At 68.7% G+C, this 14,595-nt stretch carries 10 protein-coding genes; 3 read left to right on the top strand and 7 right to left on the bottom strand.

The window, feature by feature from the left end:
* Nucleotides 1–8: 8 nt before the first annotated feature.
* Both rplC and rpsJ read right to left on the bottom strand, forming a co-directional pair.
* Nucleotides 9–653, bottom strand: coding sequence for a 50S ribosomal protein L3 (rplC, locus tag IE305_RS21525; protein WP_190131317.1), 645 nt, complete (start codon nt 651–653; stop codon nt 9–11).
* Nucleotides 654–666: 13 nt separating this feature from the next.
* A complete protein-coding gene (gene rpsJ, locus IE305_RS21520) occupies nt 667–975 on the bottom strand; it encodes a 30S ribosomal protein S10 (protein ID WP_003948644.1) in 309 nt (102 codons plus the stop codon).
* A 574-nt stretch (nt 976–1,549) separates the two neighbouring features.
* Here rpsJ and IE305_RS21515 point away from each other — a divergent pair.
* The 3 genes from IE305_RS21515 to IE305_RS21505 all read left to right on the top strand — a co-directional run bounded on the left by IE305_RS21515 (nt 1,550) and on the right by IE305_RS21505 (nt 5,734).
* Nucleotides 1,550–3,679 carry a PIG-L family deacetylase gene (locus IE305_RS21515; RefSeq protein ID WP_308440266.1) on the top strand — a complete coding sequence of 710 codons (2,130 nt, stop codon included), beginning with the start codon at nt 1,550–1,552 and terminating at the stop codon, nt 3,677–3,679.
* Nucleotides 3,680–3,818: 139 nt separating this feature from the next.
* Nucleotides 3,819–4,826, top strand: a complete 1,008-nt coding sequence (locus IE305_RS21510) for an ArsR/SmtB family transcription factor (RefSeq protein WP_229891308.1) — start codon at nt 3,819–3,821, stop codon at nt 4,824–4,826.
* Between the two features lie 56 nt (nt 4,827–4,882).
* The gene (locus tag IE305_RS21505) at nt 4,883–5,734 is read left to right on the top strand and encodes a metallophosphoesterase family protein (protein ID WP_190131316.1); all 852 of its coding nucleotides are present in this window, start codon (nt 4,883–4,885) and stop codon (nt 5,732–5,734) included.
* Nucleotides 5,735–5,816: 82 nt separating this feature from the next.
* Here the strand turns inward: IE305_RS21505 and tuf are convergent, their stop codons facing one another.
* The 5 genes from tuf to IE305_RS21480 all read right to left on the bottom strand — a co-directional run bounded on the left by tuf (nt 5,817) and on the right by IE305_RS21480 (nt 14,518).
* Nucleotides 5,817–7,010 carry an elongation factor Tu gene (tuf, locus tag IE305_RS21500; RefSeq protein ID WP_190131315.1) on the bottom strand — a complete coding sequence of 398 codons (1,194 nt, stop codon included), beginning with the start codon at nt 7,008–7,010 and terminating at the stop codon, nt 5,817–5,819.
* Between the two features lie 174 nt (nt 7,011–7,184).
* Nucleotides 7,185–9,308 (bottom strand): elongation factor G, encoded by a 2,124-nt coding sequence (gene fusA / locus IE305_RS21495; protein WP_190131314.1) that lies wholly within the window; start codon nt 9,306–9,308, stop codon nt 7,185–7,187.
* A gap of 39 nt (nt 9,309–9,347) precedes the next feature.
* The gene (gene rpsG, locus IE305_RS21490; protein ID WP_190131313.1) at nt 9,348–9,818 is read right to left on the bottom strand and encodes a 30S ribosomal protein S7; all 471 of its coding nucleotides are present in this window, start codon (nt 9,816–9,818) and stop codon (nt 9,348–9,350) included.
* Between the two features lie 2 nt (nt 9,819–9,820).
* Nucleotides 9,821–10,192 carry a 30S ribosomal protein S12 gene (gene rpsL, locus IE305_RS21485; RefSeq protein WP_003948652.1) on the bottom strand — a complete coding sequence of 124 codons (372 nt, stop codon included), beginning with the start codon at nt 10,190–10,192 and terminating at the stop codon, nt 9,821–9,823.
* A 426-nt stretch (nt 10,193–10,618) separates the two neighbouring features.
* Nucleotides 10,619–14,518, bottom strand: a complete 3,900-nt coding sequence (locus IE305_RS21480; protein WP_190131312.1) for a DNA-directed RNA polymerase subunit beta' — start codon at nt 14,516–14,518, stop codon at nt 10,619–10,621.
* Between the last annotated feature and the right edge of the window lie 77 nt (nt 14,519–14,595).

Here is a 14,595-nt window from a genome sequence, read left to right as displayed (position 1 = left end):
CGGTTACCTCAGGCCCCCTTGGCCGCGGTACGGACCAGGACGAGGCCGCCGTTCGGACCGGGGACAGCACCCTTGATGAGGAGCAGGCCCTTCTCCGCGTCAACGGCGTGGACGGTCAGGTTCTGGGTGGTGACCCGCTCGTTGCCCATGCGGCCAGCCATGCGGAGGCCCTTGAACACGCGGCCCGGGGTGGCGCAGCCACCGATGGAACCGGGCGAGCGGTGCTTGCGCTGGGTGCCGTGTCCGGCGCCCAGGCCACGGAAGTTGTGGCGCTTCATGACACCGGCGAAGCCCTTGCCCTTGCTCTTGCCGGTGACGTCGACCTTGACGCCGGCCTCGAACACCTCGGCGGTCAGTTCCTGACCGAGGGTGTACTCGGAGGCGTCCGCGGTGCGGATCTCCACCAGGTGGCGGCGGGGGGTCACGTCGGCCTTGGCGAAGTGGCCCTTGAGGGGCTTGTTCACCTTGCGCGGGTCGATCTCGCCGAAGGCGATCTGGACCGACTCGTAGCCGTCGGTGTCGTTGGTGCGGACCTGGGTGACGATGCAGGGCCCGGCCTTGACGACGGTCACGGGAACGACACGGTTGTTCTCGTCCCAGACCTGAGTCATGCCGAGCTTCTCGCCCAGGATGCCCTTGATCTGCTTAGCCATCTCGCGCGTCACCTCAGAGCTTGATCTCGATGTCGACGCCGGCCGGCAGGTCGAGACGCATCAGCGAGTCAACCGTCTTCGGCGTGGGGTCGAGAATGTCGATGAGGCGCTTGTGCGTGCGCATCTCGAAGTGCTCGCGCGAGTCCTTGTACTTGTGCGGCGACTTGATGACGCAGTACACGTTCTTCTCAGTGGGCAGCGGCACCGGGCCCGCGACCGACGCACCCGTGCGGGTCACCGTCTCGACGATCTTCTTCGCCGAGGAGTCGATGACCTCGTGGTCGTAGGCCTTGAGCCGGATGCGGATCTTCTGTCCCGCCATGGCTACTTCGTAGTCCTGTCTCTCGTAACGCTCTGGGACTCGGCCGGCTGCGCCGCGAAGCGCTGTCCTCCCCGCTCCACCTCCGACCCACGCGGTCGGGCGTGTCGCACCCCTTCCAGCAGCTCTCCCCTGGAGGAGATCCCTGATGAAGGGGGTTGTGGGGGATGACACCCACCGAGTGCCTGGCTGGCACCCCGCTCACGCTTCCCGGAAGATTCCCGTACTTCCACCCCTGATGAGGGGTGACGAGTACTGCGGGACTCGCTTCCAGTCCTCCCGGCGGGAGGCGCGCAGCATCGGTACTCAACCGAGCAACCTGAACAGTGTGCCATACGCGTCCGAACGGGCGCCAATCGAAGCCAAAGACGGTACCCCGGCCGGCCCACTTGTCAAACCACCCCGCCGACATAAGGGACACTATGGTCGCGAAGAGCCTGGAACACCTGGCGTCACGGCCGTCACCCCCCAGCAGGCTTTGTCCCGTCCGGGGCAACCCGGTACGGAGCTCAGCCGTCCTCTGTCACGGTGGGGCCGCCGGGAACGGCGCGCCGCACGACGGGACGGAGTCGTAGGGGTGAACATCACACAGCGCAGGAACGTGTCACGCCGGGCCGTACTGATGGGTACCGTCGCCGCCACGGCCGTCACGGCCGCCGGGTGCAGCAGCGGCTCCGGCGGCGGCTCCGCCGCGCCGCCCGACCGCACCCGGGCCGTCGACCCGCACGCCACCCAGTCCTTCGCCGCCGCCAAGGGCGCCCTGCTGCTCCAGGTCATGGCCCACCCGGACGACGACCTCTACTTCATGAACCCCGACGCCCTGCGCCTCGTCGAGGCCGGCGTCCCCGTCGTCTCCGTCTACGTCACCGCCGGCGAGGCCGTCGGGCAGAACTGGATCGAGGGCATGCCGCGCAGCAGGCCCGACAAGCCCGGCTACTCCTCCGCCCGCCACCAGGGCCTGCGCCAGGCCTACGCCGAGCTGCTCGGCAAGGACCGGTTCACCCCCTGGAAGAAGTCCGTGCTGGAGCTCCCCGGCGGCGTCCGGGCCGAGACGAACGAGCTCACCGACGGCCGGCGCAGCGCCCGGCTGATCTTCCTCAACATCGCCATGCTCTCGGCCGGCAACACCCGGCTCCCCCAGCTCTGGGACCGCCCCTACGCCGTGATGCAGTCCCTGGTCGCCACCGGCTCCCCCTGCACCACCGTCTCCACCTACCGGCACGACACGCTGGTCGACGCGCTGGCCACGATCATGGACCGGTACCGGCCCACCGTGATCCACACGATGGACCCCGACCCCGACTACCAGGTCCACGACGCCACACACCCCAAGGACAACGACTACGGAGCGTGCTCGGACCACCGCGACCACACCCCCACCGCCCTCTTCACCTGGAAGGCGATGTCCCAGTGGGTGGCCGACACCACCCGCAGCGAGGGCCACCCGCCCCGCTTCACCGTCGCCGCCTTCCGCGGCTACTACAACCAGCGCTGGCCGCACAACCTCCCGCCGCAGACGGTCACCGAGAAGCACCGTTTCGTCGAGGCGTACGGCGGCCACCCCTCCTGGAACTGCGGCAACGCCGCCGGCTGCGGCGACTACGGCCAGGGCGGCGACCGCCCGCTGAAGAACCGCAAGGGCTGGATCCGCTCCACCCACCCCCGGTACCCCGGCACCGCCGTCGTCGCCGGCACCGACCGCACCGGGCGCCTGGAGGCGTACGGCGTGCTCGGCCTCCAGGCCGTCCGCTGGCAGGAGACCGGGCCCGGCAGCGGCCGCTGGGGCGAGCCGCAGAACCTCGGCGGCGGGCCGCTCGCGCCCGCCCTGGCCGCCGTCAAGGACACCGCGGGCCACCACCTCGTGTTCGGCCTGCGCTTCTCCGCCCTGGAGGGCCAGGGCCGCGCCAACAGCCGCGAGATCGTCGTCCTGGAGCAGCGCACCCCCGGCGGGGCCTTCAAGCCCTGGCAGGGCCTCGGCAACCCCGAGCACAAGGCCGAGCGCGGCCGGCGCACGGGCCCGCCCGTGGCCGTCGCCACCCCCGACGGCCGCGTCCACCTCTTCGTCCGCAACGCCGGCAAGGGCCTCTCCAGCCGCATCCGCGAACCCGACGGCCACTGGGGCCCCTGGCGCAGCCTGCACGGCCAGGAGGTCCAGGAGGGCCTCACGGCCGCCCTGGACCGGCAGCAGCGCGTACACGTCTTCGCCGCCGGCCGCGACACCGTCCACCACTGGTCCCAGGACGACCCGGGCAAGCCGGTGCAGCACATGCCGCTCAAGGGACTGCCCGGCCCCGGCGGCGACCGCGTCGGCGCCGCCCTGGGCGACGACGGCGCGCTCACCGTCGTCTACCGCCCGCCGGCCACCGCCGAGCCCGCCGCCCACCGGCTGCGGCCCGACAGCGACGCCACCGAGCCCACCGCCGGCGCCGGCCTGCGCACCTTCACCGGCTACGGCGCGCTGGAGGCCGTCACCGTGCCGCGCCGCGGCGGCCGCGACTCGCTCGTGGTCCTCGGCCGGGCCCTGGACGGCCGCGTCCAGCTCGTCGACGCCGAGGACGGCGGCTCCCCCGTCAAGGCGCCGGACACCACCGTCGCCGTCGGCAGCCCCGCGCTGCTGGCCGACGCCGACCACCGGCCGTGCGCGGTCGGCCTGGGCCCGGACGCCGCCCCCTGGCTGTGGCGGCCGGAGCCGGGCGAGGGGGCGTAGGGCGCGGGTCCGGCCCGCCGGACACGCCCCAGGGGCGCACGGGGGCTCAGGGGCGCACGGGGTCCGCGCGAGCCCCCACGCGCGGGTACGACCCCGGATCCGGACGTTCAAGCCCCTCCCCAGAGGGCAGGGCAGGAACGTGCGCATTCACTTCACCAGCGTCGACCTTGGCCGCATCCGGCTGGCCGCGGAACCCGACATCCTGTGGGAGACGCTGCTGGCCGCCCACATGGTCCAGACGGGGCAGGCCCCCCTGATCTTCAGCGAGTGGCGCAACCGGGTCCGCCCCCGGCTCACCCCGCCCATGCGCCGGCTGCTCACCCTGGCACCGCCCCGCGGCTACTCCCCCGACTTCCTCACCCCGCCCGAGGGCGCCGCCGGGCTCACCGAGGGCCTCGACGCCATGCTGTCGCTGCCCCGGCAGCAGCTGCTCCGCGACCTGGAGCTGCTCGCCCCCGAGCGCCGCGAGGGACGCTTCGTCCGCGCCCTCGCCGACGGCGAGGCGCCCGCCCTGCACGCCCTCGGCGACGGCATCACGGCCTTCCACGACACCGCCGTCGCGCCCTACCTGGAGAAGATCCGCGAGCACATCGCCGCCGACCGCGCCTCCCGGTCCCAGGCGATCCTCGCCCACGGCGGCGAGCACGTCCTCAACACCCTGCACCCCGCCATCCGCTGGGACCCGCCCGTCCTGGAGGTCGCCGTACCGGGCACCACCGAGGACGTCCATCTGGAGGGGCGCGGGCTCCGGCTCGTACCCTCCTTCTTCTGCTGGCGCGCCCCCACGATCCTGCGCGACCCCGAGCTGCCCCCGGTCGTGGTCTACCCGATCGTGCACGACCCCGCCTGGCTGCTCGACGTGCACGCCCCCGCCGGTACGCGGCAGGAGCCGCCGCTCGCCGCCCTGCTCGGCCGGACCCGGGCCGAGGTGCTGGAGGCCACCGCCCGCGGCTGCACCACCAGCGAACTGGCCCGCCGGGTCCGCATCGCCATCGCCACCGCCAGCCACCACGCGACCGTGCTGCGCGACGCCGGCCTGATCACCACGCACCGCACCGGCGGCCGGGCCTATCACACGCTCAGCGTCCTGGGCCGGGACCTGCTCAACGGACGGCGACCGATGATCATCCGCTCGGGGGACGGGTAGATTGCGTATCCGCACCACCCTTCGTACAGCTTCGAACAGCGCACTCCGGGGGACCGATGCACCGACCGAACACGTCCGGCGGACGCCTGCTGGCCGTCAGCGACCTGCACACCGGCATGTCGGCCAACGTGGCCCTCGCCGAGTCGCTGCGCCCCGGCGAGGAGGGGGACTGGCTGATCGTCGCGGGCGACGTGGCCGAGCACTTCGAGGACGTCGAACGGACGCTGAAGCTGCTGGCCGGCCGGTTCGCCAAGGTCGTCTGGACGCCGGGCAACCACGAGCTGTGGACGCCGAAGAGCGACCCGGTGCAGCTGCGCGGCGTCGACCGCTACGACCGGCTGGTGGAGCTCTGCCGCGGCCTCGGCATCGCCACGCCCGAGGACCCCTGGCCGGTGTGGGAGGGCGAGGGCGGCCCGGTGGCGGTGGCCCCGCTGTTCACGCTGTACGACTACACCTTCCGTACGCCCACGGCGGCGACGAAGGAGCAGTCGCTGGCCCAGGCCCACGAGGCGGGCATCGTCTGCACCGACGAGTACCTGCTGCACCCCGACCCGTACCCCGGCATCGACGCCTGGTGCCGGGCCCGGGTGGCGGCCACCGAGGCCCGGCTGGCCGCGCACGACCCGGCGGTGCCGCTGGTGCTGGCCGGCCACTACCCGCTCGTCCGCGAGCCCACCGACGTACTGCGGTACCCGGAGTTCGCCCAGTGGTGCGGCACGGTCCGCACGGCGGACTGGCACCGGCGGTTCAACGTGGCCGCGGTGGTCTACGGGCACCTGCACATCCCGCGCACGACCTGGCACGACGGGGTGCGGTTCGAGGAGGTGTCGATCGGCTACCCGCGGGAGTGGCAGCGCCGGGGCCACCCGAAGGGGCTGCTGCGGCAGATCCTGCCGTACACGGGCTGAACCGGACCCCGGACATGAGAACGGGCCCGCACATCGTGAGATGTGCGGGCCCGTTTCGCTCAGGTCAGAGCGCGAGCATCAATTACTTGATGATCCTGGTGACCTGGCCGGCACCGACGGTGCGGCCACCCTCGCGGATGGTGAAGCGGAGGTTCTCCTCCATCGCGACGGGCTGGATGAGCTGGACGGTCATGTCGGCGTTGTCGCCGGGCATGACCATCTCCGTGCCCTCCTTGAGGGTCACAACACCGGTCACGTCAGTCGTACGGAAGTAGAACTGCGGACGGTAGTTGTTGAAGAACGGCGTGTGGCGGCCACCCTCGTCCTTGGAGAGGATGTAGGCCTTGGCCTCGAACTCGGTGTGCGGGGTGACCGAACCCGGCTTGATGATGCACTGGCCGCGCTCGACGTCCTCGCGCTTGATGCCGCGGAGGAGCAGACCGACGTTCTCGCCCGCCTGGCCCTCGTCGAGGAGCTTGCGGAACATCTCGATGCCGGTGACCGTGGTGGTGGTCTTCTCCTGCTTGATGCCGATGATGTCAACGGTCTCGTTGACCTTCAGGACACCACGCTCGATGCGGCCGGTGACGACGGTGCCACGACCGGTGATCGTGAAGACGTCCTCGATCGGCATCAGGAACGGCTTGTCGGTCTCGCGCTCCGGCTGCGGGATGTGCTCGTCGACAGCCTTCATCAGGCCGAGGAGCTTCTCGCCCCACTCCTTGTCGCCCTCCAGCGCCTTCAGCGCGGAGACCTGGACGACCGGAGCGTTGTCGCCGTCGAACTCGTACTCGTTGAGGAGCTCACGGACCTCGAGCTCGACGAGCTCCAGGATCTCCTCGTCGTCCACCATGTCGGCCTTGTTCAGGGCGACGACGATGTACGGAACGCCGGACTGGCGGGCCAGGAGCACGTGCTCCTTGGTCTGCGGCATCGGACCGTCGGTCGCGGCGACCACGAGGATCGCGCCGTCCATCTGGGCGGCACCGGTGATCATGTTCTTGATGTAGTCCGCGTGACCCGGGCAGTCGACGTGGGCGTAGTGACGCGACTCGGTCTGGTACTCGACGTGCGCGATGGAGATGGTGATACCGCGCTGACGCTCCTCCGGCGCCTTGTCGATCTCGTCGAACGGCGTGAAGGGGTTCAGGTCCGGGTACGCGTCGTGCAGCACCTTGGTGATCGCCGCGGTAAGAGTGGTCTTACCGTGGTCGACGTGACCGATGGTGCCGATGTTGACGTGCGGCTTAGTCCGCTCGAACTTCGCCTTCGCCACTGGGGTCCTCCTGTGGAGTGGTTCTGTACGCCTTGATTCGGTCGGCGCCAGGGATCTTTGCTGGGGTGCCGTCCACCGGGGCACGCCGCGGCATTCCTCTCGGTTTGCCGCGATATGCCCCGGGGGCGGTGTCAAGCCTACGGCGTGGGTCTCGTCAGGGGAGACGAGAGTCCCTTACTCGCCCTTGGCCTTCGCGATGATCTCCTCGGCGACGTTCCGCGGAACCTCGGCGTAGGAGTCGAACTGCATCGAGTAGCTTGCGCGACCCGACGTCTTGCTGCGGAGGTCGCCGACGTAGCCGAACATCTCCGACAGCGGCACCAGGCCCTTGACGACCTTGGCGCCGGCCCGGTCCTCCATGGCCTGGATCTGGCCACGGCGGGAGTTGATGTCGCCGATCACGTCACCCATGTAGTCCTCGGGCGTGGTGACCTCGACGGCCATCATCGGCTCGAGCAGGGCGGGCGACGCCTTGCGGGCCGCCTCCTTGAACGCCATGGAACCGGCGATCTTGAACGCGAGCTCGGAGGAGTCGACGTCGTGGTAGGCACCGTCGAGCAGCGTCACCTTGACGCCGGTCAGCGGGTAGCCGGCCAGAACACCGAACTCCATGGCCTCCTGGCAACCCGCGTCCACGGACGGGATGTACTCCCGCGGGATACGGCCACCGGTGACCTGGTTGACGAACTCGTAGCCGTCGCCCTCGAGGGGCTCGACCGCGATCTGCACCTTGGCGAACTGGCCGGAACCACCAGTCTGCTTCTTGTGCGTGTAGTCGATGCGCTCGACGGCCTTGCGGATCGTCTCGCGGTACGCGACCTGCGGCTTGCCGACGTTGGCCTCGACCTTGAACTCACGCTTCATACGGTCGACCAGCACCTCGAGGTGCAGCTCGCCCATACCCGCGATGATGGTCTGGCCCGTCTCCTCGTCCGTGTGGACCTGGAAGGACGGGTCCTCCTCGGCCAGACGCTGGATGGCGACACCCAGCTTCTCCTGGTCGCCCTTGGACTTGGGCTCGATGGCGACCTGGATGACCGGCGCCGGGAAGTCCATGGACTCGAGGATCACCGGGCTGGCGGCGTCGCAGAGCGTCTCACCGGTGGTGGTCTGCTTCAGGCCCATGACGGCGACGATGTCGCCGGCGCCCACCGACTCGATCTCCTCACGCTTGTTGGCGTGCATGCGGTAGATCTTGCCGATGCGCTCCTTCTTGCCCTTGACCGAGTTCTGCACCTGAGAACCCGACTCCAGGCGGCCGGAGTACACGCGGACGAAGGTGAGCTTGCCGAGGTGCGGGTCGCTCATGATCTTGAACGCGAGCGCGGCGAGGGGCTCCTCGTCGCTCGGCTTGCGCTTGACGACCTCGTCGGCGTTGTTGACCGCGTGGCCCTCGATGGCCTCGATGTCGAGCGGCGACGGGAGGTAGCGCACGACCGCGTCGAGCAGGGGCTGGACGCCCTTGTTCTTGAACGCGGTGCCACAGAACACCGGGGTCACCGTGGTGCCCTCGGTGGTGCGGCCGGACTCGATGGTGATGCGACGGATCGCGGCCATCAGCTGCTCCTCGGAGGGCTCCTGGCCCTCGAGGAAGAGCTCCATGACCTCTTCGTCGTTCTCGGCGACGGCCTCGATCAGCTTGTTGTGCCACTCCTCGGCGGCCTCAACGTGCGTGTCGGGGATGTCGACGACGTCGTACATCTCGCCCTTGGCGGCCTCGGCGGACCAGACCAGAGCCTTCATGCGGACCAGGTCGATGACGCCCTTGAAGTCCGCCTCGGCACCGATCGGCAGCTGCATGACCAGCGGCTGAGCACCCAGGCGGTCGACGATCATGTCGACGCAGCGGTGGAACTCGGCACCGGTACGGTCCAGCTTGTTGACGAAGCAGATGCGCGGCACGCCGTAACGGTCGGCCTGACGCCACACCGTCTCGGACTGCGGCTCGACACCGGCGACACCGTCGAACACGGTCACGGCACCGTCGAGCACGCGCAGGGAGCGCTCCACCTCGACGGTGAAGTCGACGTGACCCGGGGTGTCGATGATGTTGATCGTGTGATCGACGTTCTCGAGCGGCCAGTGGCAGGTCGTCGCGGCGGACGTGATGGTGATGCCGCGCTCCTGCTCCTGCTCCATCCAGTCCATCGTGGCAGCGCCGTCGTGGACCTCACCGATCTTGTAGGAAACACCGGTGTAGAAGAGGATGCGCTCGGTGGTGGTCGTCTTGCCCGCGTCGATGTGGGCCATGATGCCGATGTTGCGCACCTTGGCCAGGTCAAGCGAAGTGGTAGCCATAAGGCTTCAGTCTTCTCTCGGTTCTCGATGGGGTTGCGACTACCAGCGGTAGTGCGCGAAGGCCTTGTTGGACTCGGCCATCTTGTGCGTGTCCTCGCGCTTCTTGACCGAGGCGCCGAGACCGTTCGAGGCGTCCAGCAGCTCGTTCATGAGGCGCTCGGTCATGGTCTTCTCGCGACGGGCGCGGGAGTAACCGACCAGCCAGCGGAGCGCCAGGGTGTTGGCGCGGCCCGGACGGACCTCGACCGGCACCTGGTAGGTGGCGCCACCGACGCGGCGGGACTTGACCTCGAGAGCCGGCTTCACGTTCTCGAGGGCGCGCTTGAGGGTGATGACCGGGTCGTTGCCGGTCTTCTCGCGCAGACCCTCCATGGCGCCGTACACGATGCGCTCGGCGGTGGAGCGCTTGCCGTGCAGGAGGATCTTGTTGATGAGGGACGTCACCAGAGGAGAGCCGTAGACCGGGTCGACGATGACCGGGCGCTTCGGGGCGGGGCCCTTACGAGGCATTCTTACTTCTCCTTCTTGGCGCCGTAGCGGCTGCGAGCCTGCTTGCGGTTCTTGACGCCCTGGGTGTCGAGCGAGCCACGGATGATCTTGTAGCGAACGCCCGGCAGGTCCTTCACACGACCGCCACGCACGAGCACGATGGAGTGCTCCTGCAGGTTGTGGCCCTCACCCGGAATGTAAGCGGTGACCTCGATGCCGCTGGTCAGACGCACACGCGCGACCTTACGGAGCGCCGAGTTCGGCTTCTTCGGGGTGGTCGTGAACACACGCGTGCAGACGCCACGGCGCTGGGGCGAACCCTCGAGTGCGGGCGTCTTGTTCTTCTCGACCTTGTCCTGCCGGCCCTTCCGGACCAGCTGCTGGATCGTAGGCACCGTTTCTCCGGTTTCTGTGTGCCGATCACGATAAAACTAACCTGGAACGTCGGCCGACCCACGCGGTCGGGCGTGTCGAAGGCTGCAGACCTCCGCGGAGCGGCGGATCACGCAGATTTCGGTGTCTTCCGGCCGGTCGGAAACCGTCCGGCTCCGGGTCTCCCGTGCGGTCTGACGGCACGCACAAGAGCCCAGGGACACCCCAGGCACAAGGTCAGAGCGTACCTACCGCATGGGCTGCGGTCAAAACAAATGCACACGCGCTGGACGACCCGATGTGCTGCAAATGTCGCTGATGAGCAGGTAGTTGGCACGCCGGGCCCGTTCCGCGACCGCCGTATGGGTGAAATCACGCCGCAGGGCGGCCACCCCCGAGGGGGTGGCCGCCCTGTGCGTGATCGCTACTGCCTACTGGCCCAACCGGTCCTACTGGTTGTACGGACCGTAGTCGTAGTCCTCCAGCGGGACCGCCTGGCCGGAGCCGGTGCCGAAGGGCGAGTAGTCGATGTCGTCGTAACCGACGGCCGAGTACATCGCGGCCTTGGCCTCCTCGGTGGGCTCCACCCGGATGTTGCGGTAGCGGGACAGGCCCGTACCGGCCGGGATGAGCTTACCGATGATGACGTTCTCCTTGAGGCCGATGAGGCTGTCGGACTTGGCGTTGATCGCCGCGTCCGTCAGGACTCGGGTCGTCTCCTGGAAGGAGGCGGCCGACAGCCAGGACTCCGTCGCCAGCGAGGCCTTGGTGATACCCATCAGCTGCGGACGGCCGGAGGCGGGGTGACCGCCCTCGGTGACCACACGACGGTTCTCGGACTCGAAGCGCGAGCGCTCCACGAGCTCGCCCGGCAGCAGCTCCGCGTCGCCGGACTCGATGATCGTCACGCGGCGCAGCATCTGCCGGATGATGATCTCGATGTGCTTGTCGTGGATCGACACACCCTGCGAGTTGTAGACCTTCTGGACCTCGGCGACCAGGTGGACCTGGACGGCCCGCTGACCGAGGATGCGCAGCACGTCGTGCGGGTTGGTGGCACCCACGGTGAGCTTCTGGCCCACCTCGACGTGGTCGCCCTCGCCCACCAGCAGACGGGCTCGCTTGGAGATCGCGTAGGCGGTCTCGTCGGAGCCGTCGTCGGGGGTGACGACGATCTTCTTGGTCTTCTCGGTCTCCTCGATCCGGACGCGGCCGGCCGCCTCCGAGATCGGGGCGACACCCTTGGGCGTACGGGCCTCGAAGAGCTCGACGACACGGGGCAGACCCTGGGTGATGTCGTCACCGGCCACACCACCGGTGTGGAAGGTACGCATCGTCAGCTGGGTACCGGGCTCACCGATGGACTGGGCGGCGATGATGCCGACCGCCTCACCGATGTCCACCAGCTTGCCGGTCGCCAGCGAGCGGCCGTAGCAGAAGGCACAGGTGCCGACCGCGGACTCGCAGGTGAGGACCGAGCGGGTCTTGACCGTCTCGACGCCGTGCGCGACGAGCTGGTCGATGAGCACGTCACCGAGGTCGACGTTGGCCGGCGCGATGACCTTGCCGTCGACGACGACGTCCTCGGCCAGCATGCGGGCGTAGACGCTCGTCTCGACGTCCTCGGCCTTGCGCAGGACGCCGTCCTCGCCGCGGGTCGCGATCGTCAGCTTCAGGCCACGGTCGGTGCCGCAGTCCTCCTCGCGGATGATCACGTCCTGGGAGACGTCCACCAGACGACGGGTCAGGTAACCCGAGTCGGCGGTACGGAGGGCGGTGTCGGCGAGACCCTTACGGGCACCGTGCGTGGAGATGAAGTACTCCAGCACGGACAGACCCTCGCGGAACGAGGCCTTGATCGGACGCGGGATGGTCTCGTTCTTCGCGTTCGACACCAGACCACGCATACCGGCGATCTGCCGCATCTGCATCATGTTTCCTCGGGCACCCGAGTCAACCATCATGAAGATGGGGTTCGTCTTGGGGAAGTTCGCGTTCATCGCCTCGGCGACCTCGTTGGTCGCCTTGGTCCAGATCGCGATGAGCTCCTGCGTGCGCTCGTCCTTGGTGATCAGACCGCGCTCGTACTGCTTCTGGACCTTCTCGTCCTGGGCCTCGTAGCCCGCGACGATCTCCTTCTTGGCCTCGGGGACCACGACGTCGGAGATGGCCACGGTGACGCCGGAACGGGTCGCCCAGTGGAAGCCGGCCGCCTTCAGGTTGTCCAGCGTCGCCGCCACGACAACCTTGGGGTAGCGCTCGGCGAGGTCGTTGACGATCTCGGAGAGCTGCTTCTTGCCCACCGAGTAGTCGACGAACGGGTAGTCCTCGGGCAGCAGCTCGTTGAAGAGCGCGCGGCCCAGCGTGGTGCGCAGACGGAAGCTGTCACCCTGCTGCCACGTGGTCTCGCCCTCCTCCTCGGCCGGCGGGGTCCAGCCACGCGGCGGGACGGTGCCGATCGGGAAGCGGATGTCGACCTTCGCCTGGAGCGAGAGCTCCCGGGCGTCGAACGCCATGATCGCCTCGGCGACGGACGCGAAGGACCGGCCCTCGCCGATGACCTCGCGCTCCTCCTCGTCGGTGGTGAGGAAGAACAGACCGAGCACCATGTCCTGGGTCGGCATGGTGACCGGACGGCCGTCGGCCGGCTTGAGGATGTTGTTCGAGGACAGCATCAGGATGCGGGCCTCGGCCTGCGCCTCCGCGGAGAGCGGCAGGTGGACGGCCATCTGGTCACCGTCGAAGTCCGCGTTGAACGCGGTGCAGACGAGCGGGTGGATCTGGATGGCCTTGCCCTCGACCAGCTGCGGCTCGAAGGCCTGGATGCCGAGGCGGTGCAGCGTGGGCGCACGGTTCAGCAGAACCGGGTGCTCGGCGATGACCTCTTCGAGCACGTCGTACACGACCGTGCGGCCGCGCTCGACCATGCGCTTGGCCGACTTGATGTTCTGCGCGTGGTTCAGGTCGACCAGGCGCTTCATCACGAACGGCTTGAAGAGCTCCAGCGCCATGGCCTTGGGCAGACCGCACTGGTGCAGCTTCAGCTGCGGGCCGACGACGATGACGGAACGGGCCGAGTAGTCGACACGCTTACCGAGCAGGTTCTGACGGAATCGACCCTGCTTGCCCTTCAGCATGTCGCTGAGGGACTTCAGCGGACGGTTGCCGGGGCCCGTGACCGGGCGACCACGACGGCCGTTGTCGAAGAGGGCGTCGACCGCCTCCTGGAGCATCCGCTTCTCGTTGTTCACGATGATCTCGGGGGCACCGAGGTCGAGCAGACGCTTCAGACGGTTGTTGCGGTTGATCACACGGCGGTACAGGTCGTTCAGGTCGGAGGTCGCGAAGCGGCCACCGTCCAGCTGCACCATCGGACGCAGGTCCGGCGGGATCACGGGGATGCAGTCCAGCACCATGCCGCTGGGGCTGTTGCGGGTCTGCAGGAAGGCGGAGACGACCTTGAGGCGCTTGAGCGCACGGGTCTTCTTCTGGCCCTTGCCGGTCCGGATGATCTCGCGGAGGCGCTCGGCCTCCTCGTCCAGGTCGAAGGACTCGAGGCGCTTCTGCAGCGCCGCGGCGCCCATCGCACCCTGGAAGTAGGTGCCGAAGCGGTCGCGCAGCTCACGGTAGAGCAGCTCGTCGCCCTCGAGGTCCTGGACCTTGAGGTTCTTGAAGCGGTTCCAGACCTCGTCCAGGCGGTCGATCTCGCGCTGCGCACGGTCGCGCAGCTGCTTCATCTCACGCTCGGCACCCTCGCGCACCTTGCGGCGCACGTCGGCCTTGGCACCCTCGGCCTCGAGCTCGGCCAGGTCGGCCTCGAGCTTCTTGGCACGGGCCTCCAGGTCGGCGTCGCGGCGCTGCTCGATCTGCTGACGCTCGACGGAGACGTGGGCCTCCAGCGAGGGCAGGTCGCGCTGCCGGCGCTCCTCGTCCACCCACGTGATCATGTAGGCGGCGAAGTAGATGACCTTCTCGAGGTCCTTCGGGGCCAGGTCCAGCAGGTAGCCCAGGCGCGACGGGACGCCCTTGAAGTACCAGATGTGGGTGACGGGAGCGGCCAGCTCGATGTGGCCCATCCGCTCACGACGCACCTTGGCGCGAGTGACCTCGACACCACAGCGCTCACAGATGATGCCCTTGAAGCGGACACGCTTGTACTTGCCGCAGTAGCACTCCCAGTCCCGGGTGGGGCCGAAGATCTTCTCGCAGAAGAGCCCGTCCTTTTCCGGCTTCAGGGTGCGGTAGTTGATGGTCTCCGGCTTCTTGACCTCGCCGTGGGACCAGGTTCGGATGTCGTCCGCGGTCGCCAGGCCGATCCGCAGCTCGTCGAAGAAGTTGACGTCGAGCACTTTGTCGTCAATCCCTCTTTCAGGGTTCGTGCGCCCTCCCGCCGGAGCGGGACATGGGCTCTACATCAGTGGTCTGG

The sequence above is a fragment of the Streptomyces mashuensis genome (assembly GCF_014654785.1).
Taxonomy (GTDB): Bacteria; Actinomycetota; Actinomycetes; order Streptomycetales; family Streptomycetaceae; genus Streptomyces; species Streptomyces mashuensis.
This window is presented reverse-complemented; position numbering and strand designations above follow the sequence as displayed.

What these genes read in the sequence shown, in the direction of transcription:
- rplC (WP_190131317.1), bottom strand. Translation starts at nt 653, where the DNA reads ATGGCTAAGCAGATCAAGGGCATCCTGGGCGAGAAGCTCGGCATGACT.
- rpsJ (WP_003948644.1), bottom strand. Translation starts at nt 975, where the DNA reads ATGGCGGGACAGAAGATCCGCATCCGGCTCAAGGCCTACGACCACGAG.
- IE305_RS21505 (WP_190131316.1), top strand. Translation starts at nt 4,883, where the DNA reads ATGCACCGACCGAACACGTCCGGCGGACGCCTGCTGGCCGTCAGCGAC.
- fusA (WP_190131314.1), bottom strand. Translation starts at nt 9,308, where the DNA reads ATGGCTACCACTTCGCTTGACCTGGCCAAGGTGCGCAACATCGGCATC.
- rpsG (WP_190131313.1), bottom strand. Translation starts at nt 9,818, where the DNA reads ATGCCTCGTAAGGGCCCCGCCCCGAAGCGCCCGGTCATCGTCGACCCG.